The organism is uncultured Thermosynechococcus sp. (genome assembly GCF_937958135.1).
Lineage (GTDB): Bacteria > Cyanobacteriota > Cyanobacteriia > Thermosynechococcales > Thermosynechococcaceae > Thermosynechococcus.
Genome location: NZ_CALGOG010000046.1, coordinates 1 through 14,115, shown reverse-complemented (window position 1 = coordinate 14,115; position 14,115 = coordinate 1). Strand labels below are relative to the sequence as shown.

Below are 14,115 nucleotides of genomic sequence, written 5' to 3'. Positions count from 1 at the left end.
AATGTTGAAGCACCTCCACCCTGCCCTCATCCAAGAGTGGCTTGAGGCGGCTGCAACAGAGATTCCTAAGGGGGAACCGCTTCAGCGGCTACCGAGGGTGGGGGCTGAGGCCTTTGCTTTGGCAGTGGTTACGCCGGAGCACCAGTTTACGCTGGGGTGTTCCAGTTTACGCTTTCCCTTAATGAGCGCGATTAAGCCCTTTTTACTCCTGTATGCCTTGACGCTATGGCAAGAGCAGGTGTGGACGTGGGTAGGGCAGCGCCCCTCGGATTACCCCTATAACTCTGTGGTGCAGTTAACCCTTGATCAGGGATGGCCGCGGAATCCAATGATCAACAGTGGGGCGATCGCCCTCGCGAGCCAGTTGACCCATGTGGGCGGTGTCGCCGTTTTTCAAACTTGGCTCAATGAGTGTGCGGGTACCCAGCTACAAGTAGATCAGGAGGTGTTAGCGGCGGTCTATCGCCATCCCAACTGGCAAAATCGCTCCCTTGCCCACTTCTTGGTGGAGTCTGGACGCATTGCTGATGCGGGGGTCGCCCTTGAGAACTACAATCAGGTGTGCTGTTTCCAAGGAACAATTGAGGAAGTCGCTCGCTTGGGTCTCCTCTTAGCGTTGCCCCATGAAAAGGTGAGCGATCGCCACCGCCAGCAGGTGAATGTGCTCATGCTTACCTGTGGCCTCTACGAGGACTCCCCCCGCTATGCCCTAGAGATTGGCTTACCCATGAAATCGGGGGTGAGCGGCGTAATTTTGGCCATTGTGCCACGCCAAGGGGCGATCGCCTGCTACAGTCCCCCCCTCGATAGCAGTGGCAACTCGATTTTGGGGCTATACCTGCTCCAGCGCATCAGCCGCCACCTCAGCCTTAGTCCCTTGGGCTAACTGCACCACCAAGCGCCGATCTGGCTCTTCACCATAGCTAAAGGTTTCCAGGCGATCGCTCTCTACCCTAATAAGACTGTGCACGACACGCCGCTCTGCTGCTGAAAGGGAGCGGATTTCAACGGGTTTACCGGTGTCGAGGACTTGGGCAGCCACCTGCTGGGCAATCTGCTGCAACTGACGATAACGGGCACGGCGGTAGCCTGCCAATTCCAAAGTAAAGGCCGTTTGTTCCTCCCGCGATCGCCCTAAATTCAACGTAGCGTTGAGCAGATATTGCAGCGCATCAAGGGCTTGGGCGTTGTTGGCCAAGAGTGCCTCAATTTGTGCAGCACTTAGCCACTGGCGATCAATTTCCAGCCAATGCCCCGGTACCACACCCGCTAATGGGGACTCCACCACAGCAACAGTTGTCTTAAAGCCTGCCAAAGCAAGCGCCTGTTCCAGCCACGCACACCCCGCAGCAATTGGATCAGCCGTCATGCCTCCCCTCAACTGGATGGATTCCGCTTAGCTTTGGTGGCCTTGGTACTTTTGGCACCCTTGCCCTCAAAGGGAAGAGCAGCCCGATTTTTGAGGGCTTCCGCTCGTTCCTGCTCTTCCACGAGTTTCTGCAGATTTTCTGGCAGTGGCTCCTGTTGCAGGATAAAGGTTTGCACCGTCTGGAAGATGTTGGCGATCAACATATAGAGCAGTACCCCTGCCGGCAGCGGGAAAAAGAGAAACATTCCCGAAAAGATAATTGGCGTCAATTGATTCACGGTTTGCTGCTGGGGGTTATTGCTGCTCCCTTGGCCAGAGAGCAACTGGTTGACGTAGAGACTGACGCCAAAGCCAAGAATCATGATCAGAATATCCCAGTGGATCGCACCCCAATTAAACTGGCGTGTACCGTCGGGCAGGGTTGTAAACAGTTCCCCTTGATCAATGACCCCCACATGGCCAAGGGCAGAAATGAAGAGGAAACCTTTATCTGCCGCAATTCCCGGAATTGTGCCCTGAACGGTTACATCGCCGGGTTGCAGAGCCTGCAGACGGCCTTCACTGTCAACGGTTGCCCGCTCTTGACCGCGAATAATTTGCCACTTAGGTTGCAAATGACTATTGGGATAGGCAGCCACCAGTTCACTAAAAGGCTTACCTTCCTTAGTTTGAAATTGAAGATCGACTGTTTGACCCACGGGAATTTTGGTACCGATGGGAACCACTGCCTGAATGGGAAAGTGTACTCCTTCGTCAACGTAAATATTTTGCGGTTTAGTGGCAAAGGGTTGGGCTATGACCGCTTGATCGGGGGGAACAATTTGTAGGTTGAGCTGGTAATTCACATCGGCAAAGGGAGAGCCGCGCAGTGTGGCAAAAAGGGCAAAAAGAATCGGCAACTGCAACAGCAGGGGAAAGCAACCCGCCAAGGGATTGCCAAATTCCCTATACACCTCTGCCATTGCCTTTTGCTGTTCCGCAGGATTGTCCTTGTATTTTTGTTGGATTTCCTGCATCCGCTTTTGCATGATCGGCTGCACAACTTTCATGCGCCGCATGTTGCGAATGGATCCTGCACTGAGGGGATAAAGGGCAAAGCGCACCACCAGTGTCAGCGCCACAATGGCAAGGCCATAGCTCGGCACAATCCCATAGAAAAAATCAAGGATTGGCAGCATGACATTGTTGGAGAGGAAACCGATACCAAAATCCATGGAATCCTGCAATTAAGGGTGAACAGTTAACAGAACTATCTTAGGTCTTAAGAACCAATCGCGCCACTGACACTTTTGGCAGCGGGACTCAATTTAGTGGCAATGTAGTTGTAGATTTCACGAAAGCGAGGGACAGCACGCATTTCTAAACGGCTACCATCTTTGAGGGTGATAACCATGTCGCCGTAGGCTCCCCAACCACGGGGAACGGTGACGACTTTAGTGATTTCACTGTAGATGACATCGGAGCGATCGCGCCCCATCCAGCCACCAATCACGGTAATTCGCCGATTTGTAATACGGTAACGCAGCCAGAGGGCACGGACAATGGCACCGACCGTGAGGGGCAAACAAATCACCGTCAGCCCCAACAGTAAGTTGATCAGCAAGTCACCCCAATGGGGACCGCCTTCGTAGAAAACGTCTTCCGAAATTCCCGGCATCGTCAGTACCCCTGCTTTGGCCATCAATTGCGTCAATTCAGCGCGACAGTCCTCGTCACTGACTTGCAGTGCCGCCTGACGCACTACCACAATCATATCCCACCCTGCGGCTATCTGCGGTAGCAGTGGGTGGATCACCCGTCGCCACTGCCGCTTCAAACGGTTGCGATCAACGGCTCGCTTGCTGACCTTTTTGCCGACCACGATCCCCAGCCGTGGCGCTGCCCTATGGGATTGGGGTGCCAGCCAAAGAACGGCCAGTTTGCCGTGGTGGGCGGTTTTGTGTTCATAGACACGGTCAAAATCATGGCGATCGCGCAGGCGATGTTGACGAGGCAGCACTAGACGGTGAGCCGTGCCCGTCCCTTACGGCGCCGTGCCTTGATTACGTTCTGACCCGATTTGGTACGCATGCGCGCACGGAATCCGGAGGTGCGTTTGCGTTTGCGGACAGTGCCGCCCAGTGTACGTTGCGTCATAGCTGTTGCAGTTATGATGGTTCATTAGAACAAACACTGCCCCAAAGGGCACGCCCTAGTCAGTGGTTAGAGCGATCTACAATCGTATCACTTCCCGTGAGGCAGCGGTAGCTCTAGAAGGCTATTGCTGTTTTGGTCGTGTTGCCTATCCTTGCTCACATCCTACGGACGAGGTTTGCGTGATTAGCTCTGCCGAAGATCTCTGGCATCAAATTTTAGAGCGGTTGCAACTGTTGCTCAGTCGCCCGACGTTTGAAACTTGGATCAAGACGGCAACGGTGCAGTCCTTTGATGGCCAAACGCTGACCATTTGCACCCCCAATCCCTTTGCTCGCAACTGGTTGCAAAAGTACTATCTGAAAACCATTGCCGATGTGGCACGGGAGGTTGTCGGTAAGGCGGTAGAGATTGAACTGGCGATCGCCCAAGGGGCAGAGCACGACCCCAGTATTCGCCCCACCAGTCGTGCTGAAGCAGAGGCGACCACCCCTACAGCTCGCCCTCGCGGCAGTGAACTAAATCCTAAGTACGTCTTTTCCCGCTATGTGGTTGGCCCCAATAACCGCATGGCCCATGCGGCCTGCTTGGCCGTGGCGGAATCACCGGGGCGGGAGTTTAACCCCCTGTTTCTCTGTGGCGGGGTTGGCTTGGGCAAAACCCATCTCATGCAGGCAATTGGTCACTATCGCTTGGAAATTGACCCCAATGCCAAGATTTTCTATGTTTCTACCGAGCAGTTTACGAATGACTTGATTGCCGCCATCCGCAAAGACAGTATGCAGAGCTTTCGCGAGCACTATCGTGCCGCAGACATCATGCTGGTGGATGACATTCAATTCATTGAGGGCAAAGAATATACCCAAGAGGAGTTTTTTCACACCTTCAACACGCTGCACGAGGCCGGCAAGCAGGTGGTCTTGGCCAGCGATCGCCCCCCCAGTCAAATTCCCCGTCTCCAGGAGCGCCTCTGTTCCCGCTTTTCCATGGGGCTAATTGCCGATATTCAACCCCCCGACTTGGAAACCCGTATGGCCATCCTCCAGAAAAAAGCGGAGTACGAGAATATTCGCTTGCCGCGGGAGGTGATTGAGTATATTGCCGCCAGCTACACCTCCAATATTCGGGAATTGGAGGGGGCACTGATTCGAGCCGTTGCCTACATTTCTATTTCGGGGTTACCGATGACGGTGGAAAATATAGCCCCCGTCTTGAGTCCAACCACTCGTAAAATTGAAACCTCACCAGAAGTCATCCTGAAGGTGGTCTCTGAAGCGCTGAACGTGTCCATCAGTGATCTCAAGGGCAACTCCCGCCGCCGCGAAATTAGCATGGCACGTCAAGTGGGCATGTATTTGATGCGCCAATACACCGGCTTGAGTCTGCCGAAAATTGGTGAAGAGTTTGGCGGTAAGGATCACACCACCGTCATGTATAGCTGTGACAAGGTGGCCGAACTGCAACGTACCGATCCAGAAATGGGCAGCCTGCTGCGGCAACTCAGCGATCGCATCAATTTGGCCAGCCGTCCTACAGAGTCATAGTACCCAGAGCCTGCCTATGCCAAGATAAAAAAACAGTCTTCAAAAGGGCATGAATGCACATCCTCATTCCCGCCGCCGGCATGGGTAAACGCATGGGGGCAAGCCACAATAAGCTGCGCTTGCAACTCCTTGGTAAACCCCTTTTGGCATGGACCCTAGAAGCGGTTGCTGCTGCCGATGCCATCGAATGGATTGGCGTCATTGGCCAGCCAGAGGACTTTCCCATTTGGGAAGCACTCCTGGGGGACTTGAACCTACGACAGCCTGTCCATTTGATTCAAGGAGGTGAGACCCGCCAAGCCTCAGTGTTTAACGGGTTGCAGGCGCTCCCTGAAACGGCTGAGCAGGTGCTGATCCACGATGGTGCCCGCTGTCTGGCTACCCCTGATCTGATTAACCGCTGTGCCCACGCCTTAAAGACCTATGCCGGCCTGATTGCAGCGGTACCCGTCAAAGATACAATTAAAATCGTCAACCGTGAAGGCGTTGTTGTCCAAACTCCAGAGCGGGCTTCCCTTTGGGCCGCCCAAACCCCCCAAGGCTTTCGCGTCGAACCCCTGCGTATTGCCCATGAAATGGCTGTGGCCAAAGGCTGGGAGGTCACAGATGATGCTGCCCTCTTTGAACGCCTCGGCTATGCCGTGCACATTGTCCCCGGCGAAGAAACCAATCTCAAGATCACCACCCCCAGCGATCTCCCCCTTGCAGAACGAATCTTGCAGCATCGCCGGGAGCAAGGCCAAGGAGTGATAGTGTCCTAAGCTAAGGTTTCAGGGCAGTAGCCCAAGCCTTGAATAAACTGTTTGCGAAACACTTCAATATCATCGTAGTTGGGGTAGCCGTGGGAGACAATCGCCACTTGATAACGACGCATTACATCCACCATTGACTGCCCGGTTTCCAGTGCCCACAGTGCCATTTTCAGCGAAATCTTTGGTGTGTAGGGGAAACCCAATTCGTTCAAGAAGGCGCGGAAATTCCCTGCTTGTGTGTCGCAGAGGGGCGAATGCATTTTAATGCGAACCACCCATCCATCTACTTGATGAATGACCGTAACAAACTGAACGGGTAAATTGGCGTATTCATGCAAGAATTGCACAACCCGCAGGGTAAGGCTGGCATTGCTGAGGTGATAGATAAAATCCATAGTGTTGACCTCTTACCCTTAATACTTCTATTGTCGGTGGCACAAAGAGCGATCGCCTAGGGGAATTGTCCGCGATTTGCTGGGGGAACTCCCCTATCCCTAGGACTGAGATAATCGCCGCTGGGGAGTGCCACTCAGCAGATCATGGGCCGCTTGCAAAATTCTTGGGATCTTGTGCCGATGGGGACTGTTCTGCAAACAGGGGGCTAAATCCAAGTGTTTGACCTGTGCTGCATTGGCACCCGGAAACCAGTGGCCGCCGTTGCCAAGCAAGTTATAGCGCATGCGGGCATACTCGAGCAAATCATAGGCCTGCACCAGATTCCACAGCCAGAGAATGATCGGGATATTCACTTCACCGGGGGTGTGGCGGTAGTCCGGCAGTCCCTCCTGCCAAGTGTAATACCAGTCTTCCCCCAGACGCTCAATGGCAGCTTGCTCTAGCCGTGCCAAGATCGGCGGCAGAATCTCATCGGCCTGATCTAGAAGGTCTAGCACCTTCAGGTGTTCGTCAAAATCACTGGGGCGAGCAGCACCAATACTGAGGGTATGCACTTGGGGATGGGAGAGGCAAAACAAATCGTTAAAGACGATTGGGCTGAGGGGGGCACACAGTTCCACAAGGCGTCGGGGTGGTTTGTAGAGCATCCCCCCTTTATCCGCAGGGCTAATGATAAAAACGCCCATATCGCGGGCTTGGGCATCAAGGATGGCGGGCCAATTCTGCTGGTTGATGTAGTACCAGTGCAGGTTGACATAGTCAAAAACATCGCTGGCGATCGCCTGCCGAATCACCTCCAGGCTACCGTGGGTAGAAAAACCTATGAAGCGAATCTTCCCTGCCGCTTGAAAGTCCCGTGCCACCTCTAGGCATCCCCCCGGTCGCAACACCTGTTCTAGATGCTCCGGGAGATTAATGCCATGGATCCCCAGCAAATCAATGTAGTCTAGCCGCAGATTGCGCAGCGAGGTTTCCAAAGTTTCCCGAAATTCCTTGGCCGTGGGTTTAGGCGCCACTTTGGTTTGCACGATCAGTTTTTCGCGCGGCAACCGAGGTAGAATTTTGCCCAACTGCACTTCTGAAGTGCCATAACCCCGCGCGGTTTCAATGTGATTAATTCCTAGCTCAACGGCTCGGCGAATCGTCGCCTCTAGATTGCGTTGATTGTCCTCAGGAATCGTACTCGGACTAATATCCTGCCATGAAAACTGATAGCGCATGCCGCCACAGGAAAAGACGGGCATTGGGAGTTGGGTGCGACCAAAGCGACGGTAGCGCATAGTAAACTCAACAAACCTTTCTTCATCATTTTCGCGGAATTCCCGATTCTGCGCTAATGGGGGTGTTAGCGGCTGACGCAGCGGAACTCCACACCGCGCCCACAACATTCGCTGGTTTGGGCTAGGCTAGAAAAAATGCCAGCAATTATTTTGTATGTCCCAAGGGAAAAGTCATTCTCTCTTGCCTCTACTTCTTTCCCTGCTGACTACCCTAGGTCTTTTGGGCATTGGTGCAGTGCTGGTGCTTCGCCTCATGAATGAGGGCGCCCCATTGGGCAATGGAGGTTCCAATCTGGGAAGTGGCGGTCAATCCACATTTACCCAAGTGAAAAATGTCCCCAGTGGACTGTTTAATTATGGCGGCAGCACCACTTGGGCACCGATTCGCCGCGATGTGGATCCGCTGCTGCAAGCGGCTTGGCCAAACTTTCAACTGCGCTATGTGGATCCGCCCACGGGAACCCCAGGATCGGGCAGTGGCATTCGCATGTTGTTGAATAATCAACTGTCTTTCTCGCAGTCTTCCCGTCCCCTGAAGGAGGAAGAGATAGCCAAGGCAGCCGCTCAGGGTATGAAATTAACTGCGATTCCCGTAGCTATTGATGGGCTGGCGATCGCCGTCAATCCGAGGCTGGGCATCCCTGGACTGACAGTGCAACAGGTTGCGGACATCTACACAGGCAAAATAACCAACTGGCAGCAGGTGGGCGGACCGAATCTAACCATCACGCCCTTTTCCCGCCGACCTGAAGATGGGGGCACCGTTGAATACTTTATTCAAGAAGTCCTAGGCAAACAGCCCTTTGGTCGTAACGTCGTCATGGTTCGGGATACTACCGATGGCCTACGGCGTGTTGCTGCCACATTAGGGGGCATTTACTATGCCTCTGCCCCAGAGGTAGTCGGTCAGTGCAGCATCCACCCGCTTCCCCTCGGTCGTCAGCCCAATCAATACGTCCCTCCCTATCAGGAACCCTACGTTCCTCCGGCACGCTGTCCTCAACAGCGCAACCAACTCAATCACCGCGCGTTTCAAGAGGGCACTTACCCCATCACCCGCCGCCTATTTGTGATTGCTAAGGAAGACAATAGCCTTGATGCCCAAGCGGGTCGTGCCTACGCTGAACTTTTGCTCACCGATCAAGGACAAGCGGCCATTGAAAAGGCAGGGTTTGTGCGCCTGCGCTAGGGGGCGATCGGTTTTGGATAAAATCAGTATTCTGGCACCGCCACCTCAGATAATAGATCTTGCCATCTGCTTCTTACTCATCCATGACCTACAAGCGACTCAGCGACAGCGAACGCCAGCGTATCTTTCAACAGTACACCGCCGGACAAACAATTAAGGCTCTGGCAGCGGAGTTTGGTGTGAGTGAAAATACCATTCGCCGTGTCATCAAACAAATGGAGGAGAAAGCTGCTGTTCCTGAGACTGAAGAAGTGCCCTTACTCGCAATGGCAACAACGGATGAGATAGCAGAGGAGGATGACCTCGACGTAGAACCAGCAGAGACCGTTGCCCTCGATGAGGATGACTATAGCGATGAAGAGGATGAGGATCTCGAAGAGGAGGACGAAGAGGAACTGGATGAAGACATTCCTTTACCTGAGCTTGCCGAGGTGGAAGTGGTGCAGTCGGTGGAGATTATGCCCCTTTCGGAGGCTGTGCTGCCCCGTCCTTGTTATGTCGTCGTGGATCGGCGGGCTGAATTACTGACTCGTCCTTTGAAGGCCTTTCGCGGCTTAGGCGCCCTCTCTAGTGAGGAGGCTCAACAAAGCACCTTACCCATTTTCGATAGCCGTCCTGTGGCTCTCCGCTATTCTCAGCAAAATCAACGCCTTTATAAAGCCAGCGATGTGCAGTGGCGCAAGACAGTCGTCAAGGTACCCGACGGAGAAATGCTGCGGAAAGTGCGCAGCTATCTTCAGTCCAAAGGCATTACGCGCTTGCTTTACCATGGGCGGGTATATGCTCTTGATTAAGGTAAGCTAGGGGGGATACCGCTCTTTTCACAGGGATGGAACATACTCGAAAGGGTTCAACCACCTTAGAAAAGGGTTGTCATTATAAGCGGGGCTGTCTCCCTTGATGTGTTGGTAGATTGGGTACAACCGATATGAAAGCAATGATCTTGGCGGCTGGAAAAGGCACGCGGGTACGCCCGATTACATACACCATTCCTAAGCCAATGATCCCAATTTTGCAAAAGCCCGTGATGGAATTTCTCGTCGAACTCCTCCGCCAGCACGGGTTTACCGAAATTATGGTCAACGTCAGCCACCTAGCCCATGAGATTGAAAGGTACTTTCAGGACGGACAGCGCTTTGGGGTAGAGATTGCCTACTCCTTTGAAGGCTATATTAAAGACGGTGAACTGGTGGGGAAAGCCCTAGGTTCTGCAGGGGGAATTAGGCGAATTCAAGATTTTCACCCCTTTTTTGACGATACGTTTGTTGTTTTGTGCGGCGATGCCCTGATTGATTTGGATTTGACAGCAGCCGTGGCTTGGCACCGCCAAAAGGGGGCGATCGCCACCGTAATTATGAAAACAGTGCCCAAAGAAGATGTCTCGAGCTACGGCGTTGTTGTTACCGATGAGTCTGATCGCATCATTGCCTTCCAAGAAAAACCCAGTGTCGAAGAAGCCCTGAGCAACAATATCAACACGGGAATTTATATTTTTGAGCCAGAGGTCATTGATTATATTCCCTCCAACCAAGAGTATGACATTGGGAGCCAGCTATTTCCCAAGCTCGTAGAAATGGGTGCCCCCTTCTATGGGCTAGCCATGGACTTTGAGTGGATTGACATTGGTAAAGTACCCGACTACTGGCAAGCGGTGCGGGGCGTTCTCGACGGTACAGTTAAGAATGTTTCGATTCCCGGCCATGAGCGGTTTCCGGGAATTTATACTGGGCTGAATGTGGCGGCTAATTGGGATAAGGTGACGATCCAAGGCCCGGTGTACATTGGCGGCATGACGAAGATTGAAGACGGCGCAACAATTATTGGCCCCACAATGATTGGCCCCAATTGCCACATTTGCAGTGGTGCAGTCGTTGATAACTGCGTGATTTTTGAGTATTCTCGCCTCGGATCCGATGTTCGCTTGGTGGATAAACTGGTCTTTGGGCGCTACTGCGTCGATAAAACGGGCACCACCATTGATCTGAAAGCGGCTGCCCTAGATTGGCTGATTACCGACTCACGGCAAACGGATATCCAGCCGAGTCCCCTTGAATTGAAGGAGATTGTATCCCAAACTCCACGCTAACCCCATGACATTTGCGAATCAATTGCAGAGCGGCTTCACACTTTTTCTGAGCCTCTTGGTAGAGGCGCTGCCATTTCTGCTGCTGGGGATTTTGCTTTCCAGTGGGCTACTGCTGTTTGTAGATGAGCAGGCCCTGATTCGTCGCTTACCGCGATCGCCCCTGCTGGGCGCTTTGGTGGGCAGTTGTATCGGCTTTCTTTTTCCGGTATGCGAGTGTGGCAATGTACCGGTGGCGCGGCGATTGCTAATACAAGGGCTGCCGACCTCCGTGGTCATTGGTTTTTTGTTGGCGGCACCCACGATCAACCCAATTGTAATTTGGGCAACTTGGACGGCCTTTCGCGATCAGCCGGAGATTGTCGTGTTTCGTGTCCTCTTTTCACTGGCGATCGCCACCACTATTGGCTGGGTCTTTAGTTTTCAAAAGGATCTCACCCCCTTTTTGCAGCCCACCGTCACCGCTCTGATGCGTCGCCCCCAACCCCAAACAACGGCTGTTCCTGCCCTGCTGCAGTCGGGCACCTACTTGTTGGGTACCCCCGGTCAACCCCTTGCCATGGAAACGTTAACCCTTGCCCCCCCTCCCCCAAGGATTCCCTGGCAGCAGCGCCTACCCCAAGTTCTAGACAATGTAGTGCAAGAATTTCGTGAACTGGGGGGCATTCTCGTCCTCGGCAGTCTAGGGGCAACGCTCATTCAGGTAGCTGTTCCCCGTGAACTCATTCTCAGCCTTGGCCAAGGGCCGGTGATCTCAGTGGTGGCGATGATGCTCCTCGGCACAGTGATTTCCATTTGCTCCACCGTGGATGCCTTCTTTGCCCTGGCCTTTGCTGCCACGTTTACACCGGGGTCAATTCTTGCTTTTCTGGTTCTCGGCCCCATGGTGGATCTCAAGGGGCTGGGGTTATTGCTGACGATTTTCCGTCCCCGTGCTTTGATTTACATCTTTCTGTTGGTGGCACAATTGACGTTTTCCCTTTGTTTGTTTTTGAATTTGCAGTGGAGTTAGCCGTGGTGATTAAACCGGAGTGGTTACGGGTCAAAGCCCCCCAATGGCAGCGGGTCGGGTCAGTCAAGGAACTCCTGCGGGACTTAAATCTTAATACCGTTTGCGAAGAGGCCTCTTGCCCCAATATTGGGGAGTGTTTCCATGAAGGAACAGCGACGTTCTTAATGATGGGTTCAGCGTGCACCCGCGCTTGCCCCTACTGCGATATTGATTTTGCCAAAAAGCCTCTGCCCTTGGATGCCACTGAACCTCAGCGCCTTGCGGAAGCGGTGGTGCGCCTGCGTCTTAATCATGTCGTGATTACCGCCGTGAATCGGGATGATCTGCCGGATGGTGGGGCATCTCACTTTGTGGCCACGATTGAGGCCGTGCGGGCGCGATCGCCCCAGACCACTATTGAAGTACTCATTCCCGATCTGTGTGGCAATTGGCAAGCCCTAGACCAAATTTTGGCTGCCAGTCCAGACGTGCTCAACCACAACACCGAAACGGTGCCCCGTCTCTATCGGCGGGTGCGTCCTCAAGGCAACTATCAGCGCAGTCTAGAGCTGCTGCAACGGGTGCGCGATCGCGCTCCGTGGATCTACTCCAAGTCCGGCATTATGGTGGGCTTGGGAGAAACCCCTGAGGAGGTAGCGGCGGTAATGGCAGATCTGCGGCAAGTGGGCTGTGATATTCTCACGATTGGCCAGTACCTCCAACCCAGTCCCAAACACTTACCTGTGCAGGCGTTTATTCCCCCAGTGCAATTTGAGGCATGGCGCCAACTGGGAGAATCCATGGGCTTTTTGCAGGTGGTCTCCTCTCCCCTTACCCGCAGTTCCTACCACGCCGAGCAGGTGCGCACCCTGATGCAGCAATATCCGCGCCAGCGTCCTGCAACGAACAATCTTGAGGAAAGTTATTGCAATTAAATTTCAATTAGGCTAGGCTAAGTGGTAGGAAAAATCTGCATTAAAAAACCCCCTTGAGTGGGGGTATGGTATGAATAAATATCATCTTGTGTTAGGACTCGTTAACCAAAATTGCGAAAGACTACCCCTTCAGGCTATCGTCGGCCAGAAAGTGGGCAATATGGTAGGCGCGCTCCTCCGTCTTCAAGAGGATTTGATCGTACAGATACGCCGTGGCGCGATCGCCCAAACTTTCTGCCTGGGTAGCCTGTTGCCGCAGAATTCCGATAATGGCCTGCTCCGCTTGCAAATCATTGCTGAGCATTTGCCGACAGCTAAAAGCCCCCTCGGGTTCAGGGGTAAAACCACAGAGAGCTGCCAACTGCTGGAAACCGGCCACGGGCACACCTCCCAAGCCATTGAGCCGTTCTCCCAAGTCGTGGATGTGACCTTGCACCTGTTCGTAGCAGTTTTGGAAAAACTGATGCAGCATGTAAAACTCTGCACCCTCAACAACAAAATGATGCTTTTGGTACTGCAAATAAAGGGCTTGAAAACTCGCCAGGAGGCGATTCATCCCTTCGCACACCGGTGTTGTCGTGGATTTGTCCAGCAACACTACCGTGTCAGCCATCTCGCCAAAGGCTTGGCGTGGCGAAGTCCTGGTCGTCATAGCACGATACTCCTTTGGGGCACTAGTGAGCTACTGCCATTTGCTCTAACAGACCCATCCTAAGCTACTTTGCTGTATTTTTTCAACAACGGAGTGCTTATTGAATGTCTATAAACCCCCAGCTTATTGCAGTTCCATGGCAACTGCGTTGGCCAATCTACCAACGGCTCACCGATTTGGGTGTGCCCTGTGAGTATGCCCCCTATCAACCCCTGACAGCGGAGGCCAACTCTCCCCTAGCGGCACTGCAGGTGTGGTCAGTGGTACGCCAAGTTTCTGCCCCTCGTCACACGTTGATAGGTTGGTTAGAGCAGTGCTGGAATTACAATTGGATTAATTCTTTTCAAGACCCAAGTGCTCTTGAATATTAGGGGAATGTACAACCCGAAGGCGGCGCTGCATTGAATGTGGCAGTCGTAATGTTGGTGACTGTCCCTGCACCGGTTGTCCTAATCGTAACCCCATTGTTGTTGAGACCAAGATTAGGACGGTCAACAATTCGGAAAGTGACAGAAGCATGTTCAGGCCGTAAACGGAAACCAGCTCCACTTACTTGCCTATTTCTAAAGACATTGGCGCACAGTGTTGAACCATCATCAGCCCGTAGTTCTAAGCTGCGCGTAGCAGGGTTCCCTTGAGTGAGGGTGTTGTTGACCTCTAGTTCAATCGAGGAATTGCCGCTATCGCCAATAGCCATGAGCAATCCGCCGTCGGGGAGCTAAAATGCTGTCCGTCCATGTTTGTCTGAGAGGTTGCAAAGAGAACCATCACGTTCTCGCAGCGATCGCCCA

Annotated in this window: 16 protein-coding genes and 1 pseudogene; 9 read left to right on the top strand and 8 right to left on the bottom strand. The window is 53.2% G+C overall.

What is annotated here, in order from left to right; genetic code table 11:
• The first annotated feature begins 1 nt into the window (after position 1).
• Positions 2-886, top strand: coding sequence for a glutaminase (locus Q0711_RS05990; protein ID WP_298614496.1), 885 nt, complete (start codon positions 2-4; stop codon positions 884-886).
• Here the strand turns inward: Q0711_RS05990 and Q0711_RS05985 are convergent.
• The 5 genes and pseudogenes from Q0711_RS05985 to rpmH form a co-directional block, all read right to left on the bottom strand.
• Positions 833-1,369 carry a R3H domain-containing nucleic acid-binding protein gene (locus Q0711_RS05985; RefSeq protein WP_298614497.1) on the bottom strand — a complete coding sequence of 179 codons (537 nt, stop codon included), beginning with the start codon at positions 1,367-1,369 and terminating at the stop codon, positions 833-835. The genes Q0711_RS05990 and Q0711_RS05985 overlap by 54 nt on opposite strands.
• 8 nt (positions 1,370-1,377) lie before the next feature.
• Positions 1,378-2,583 (bottom strand): membrane protein insertase YidC, encoded by a 1,206-nt coding sequence (gene yidC / locus Q0711_RS05980; protein WP_298614498.1) that lies wholly within the window; start codon positions 2,581-2,583, stop codon positions 1,378-1,380.
• 47 nt (positions 2,584-2,630) lie between these two features.
• Positions 2,631-3,026 (bottom strand): PH domain-containing protein, encoded by a 396-nt coding sequence (locus tag Q0711_RS05975; protein ID WP_298614508.1) that lies wholly within the window; start codon positions 3,024-3,026, stop codon positions 2,631-2,633.
• A 24-nt stretch (positions 3,027-3,050) separates the two neighbouring features.
• A pseudogene (gene rnpA, locus Q0711_RS05970) lies at positions 3,051-3,368 on the bottom strand (ribonuclease P protein component); the annotation flags it as partial.
• Positions 3,368-3,505 carry a 50S ribosomal protein L34 gene (rpmH, locus tag Q0711_RS05965; protein WP_011056450.1) on the bottom strand — a complete coding sequence of 46 codons (138 nt, stop codon included), beginning with the start codon at positions 3,503-3,505 and terminating at the stop codon, positions 3,368-3,370. The gene rpmH and the pseudogene rnpA, both read right to left, overlap by 1 nt.
• A gap of 179 nt (positions 3,506-3,684) precedes the next feature.
• Between rpmH and dnaA the strand changes: the two genes are divergently transcribed.
• Positions 3,685-5,046, top strand: a complete 1,362-nt coding sequence (gene dnaA / locus Q0711_RS05960; protein ID WP_298614500.1) for a chromosomal replication initiator protein DnaA — start codon at positions 3,685-3,687, stop codon at positions 5,044-5,046.
• Positions 5,047-5,099: 53 nt separating this feature from the next.
• On the top strand, positions 5,100-5,807 hold the full coding sequence (gene ispD, locus Q0711_RS05955) for a 2-C-methyl-D-erythritol 4-phosphate cytidylyltransferase (RefSeq protein WP_298614502.1): 708 nt from the start codon (positions 5,100-5,102) through the stop codon (positions 5,805-5,807).
• On the opposite strand, the gene Q0711_RS05950 is transcribed toward ispD, so the two are convergent.
• Both Q0711_RS05950 and Q0711_RS05945 read right to left on the bottom strand, forming a co-directional pair.
• Positions 5,804-6,193, bottom strand: a complete 390-nt coding sequence (locus Q0711_RS05950) for a hypothetical protein (protein WP_298614504.1) — start codon at positions 6,191-6,193, stop codon at positions 5,804-5,806. The genes ispD and Q0711_RS05950 overlap by 4 nt on opposite strands.
• Before the next feature lie 99 nt (positions 6,194-6,292).
• Positions 6,293-7,474, bottom strand: a complete 1,182-nt coding sequence (locus Q0711_RS05945; protein ID WP_298614506.1) for an aldo/keto reductase — start codon at positions 7,472-7,474, stop codon at positions 6,293-6,295.
• A 154-nt stretch (positions 7,475-7,628) separates the two neighbouring features.
• Between Q0711_RS05945 and Q0711_RS05940 the strand changes: the two genes are divergently transcribed.
• The 5 genes from Q0711_RS05940 to lipA all read left to right on the top strand — a co-directional run bounded on the left by Q0711_RS05940 (position 7,629) and on the right by lipA (position 12,672).
• Positions 7,629-8,663 carry a PstS family phosphate ABC transporter substrate-binding protein gene (locus Q0711_RS05940; protein ID WP_299041940.1) on the top strand — a complete coding sequence of 345 codons (1,035 nt, stop codon included), beginning with the start codon at positions 7,629-7,631 and terminating at the stop codon, positions 8,661-8,663.
• An 83-nt stretch (positions 8,664-8,746) separates the two neighbouring features.
• Positions 8,747-9,457 (top strand): helix-turn-helix domain-containing protein, encoded by a 711-nt coding sequence (locus tag Q0711_RS05935; protein WP_298616059.1) that lies wholly within the window; start codon positions 8,747-8,749, stop codon positions 9,455-9,457.
• Positions 9,458-9,591: 134 nt separating this feature from the next.
• A complete protein-coding gene (locus Q0711_RS05930) occupies positions 9,592-10,749 on the top strand; it encodes an NDP-sugar synthase (protein WP_298616061.1) in 1,158 nt (385 codons plus the stop codon).
• Positions 10,750-10,753: 4 nt separating this feature from the next.
• Positions 10,754-11,758 (top strand): permease, encoded by a 1,005-nt coding sequence (locus Q0711_RS05925; protein ID WP_298616062.1) that lies wholly within the window; start codon positions 10,754-10,756, stop codon positions 11,756-11,758.
• A gap of 2 nt (positions 11,759-11,760) precedes the next feature.
• Complete coding sequence (lipA, locus tag Q0711_RS05920) at positions 11,761-12,672, top strand: lipoyl synthase (RefSeq protein ID WP_298616063.1); 912 nt, start codon at positions 11,761-11,763, stop codon at positions 12,670-12,672.
• A gap of 121 nt (positions 12,673-12,793) precedes the next feature.
• Here the strand turns inward: lipA and Q0711_RS05915 are convergent, their stop codons facing one another.
• Positions 12,794-13,324 carry a Dps family protein gene (locus tag Q0711_RS05915; RefSeq protein WP_298616064.1) on the bottom strand — a complete coding sequence of 177 codons (531 nt, stop codon included), beginning with the start codon at positions 13,322-13,324 and terminating at the stop codon, positions 12,794-12,796.
• Between the two features lie 104 nt (positions 13,325-13,428).
• On the opposite strand from Q0711_RS05915, the gene Q0711_RS05910 reads away from it, so the two are divergent.
• On the top strand, positions 13,429-13,695 hold the full coding sequence (locus tag Q0711_RS05910; RefSeq protein ID WP_298616065.1) for an Asr1405/Asl0597 family protein: 267 nt from the start codon (positions 13,429-13,431) through the stop codon (positions 13,693-13,695).
• Positions 13,696-14,115: the final 420 nt, after the last annotated feature.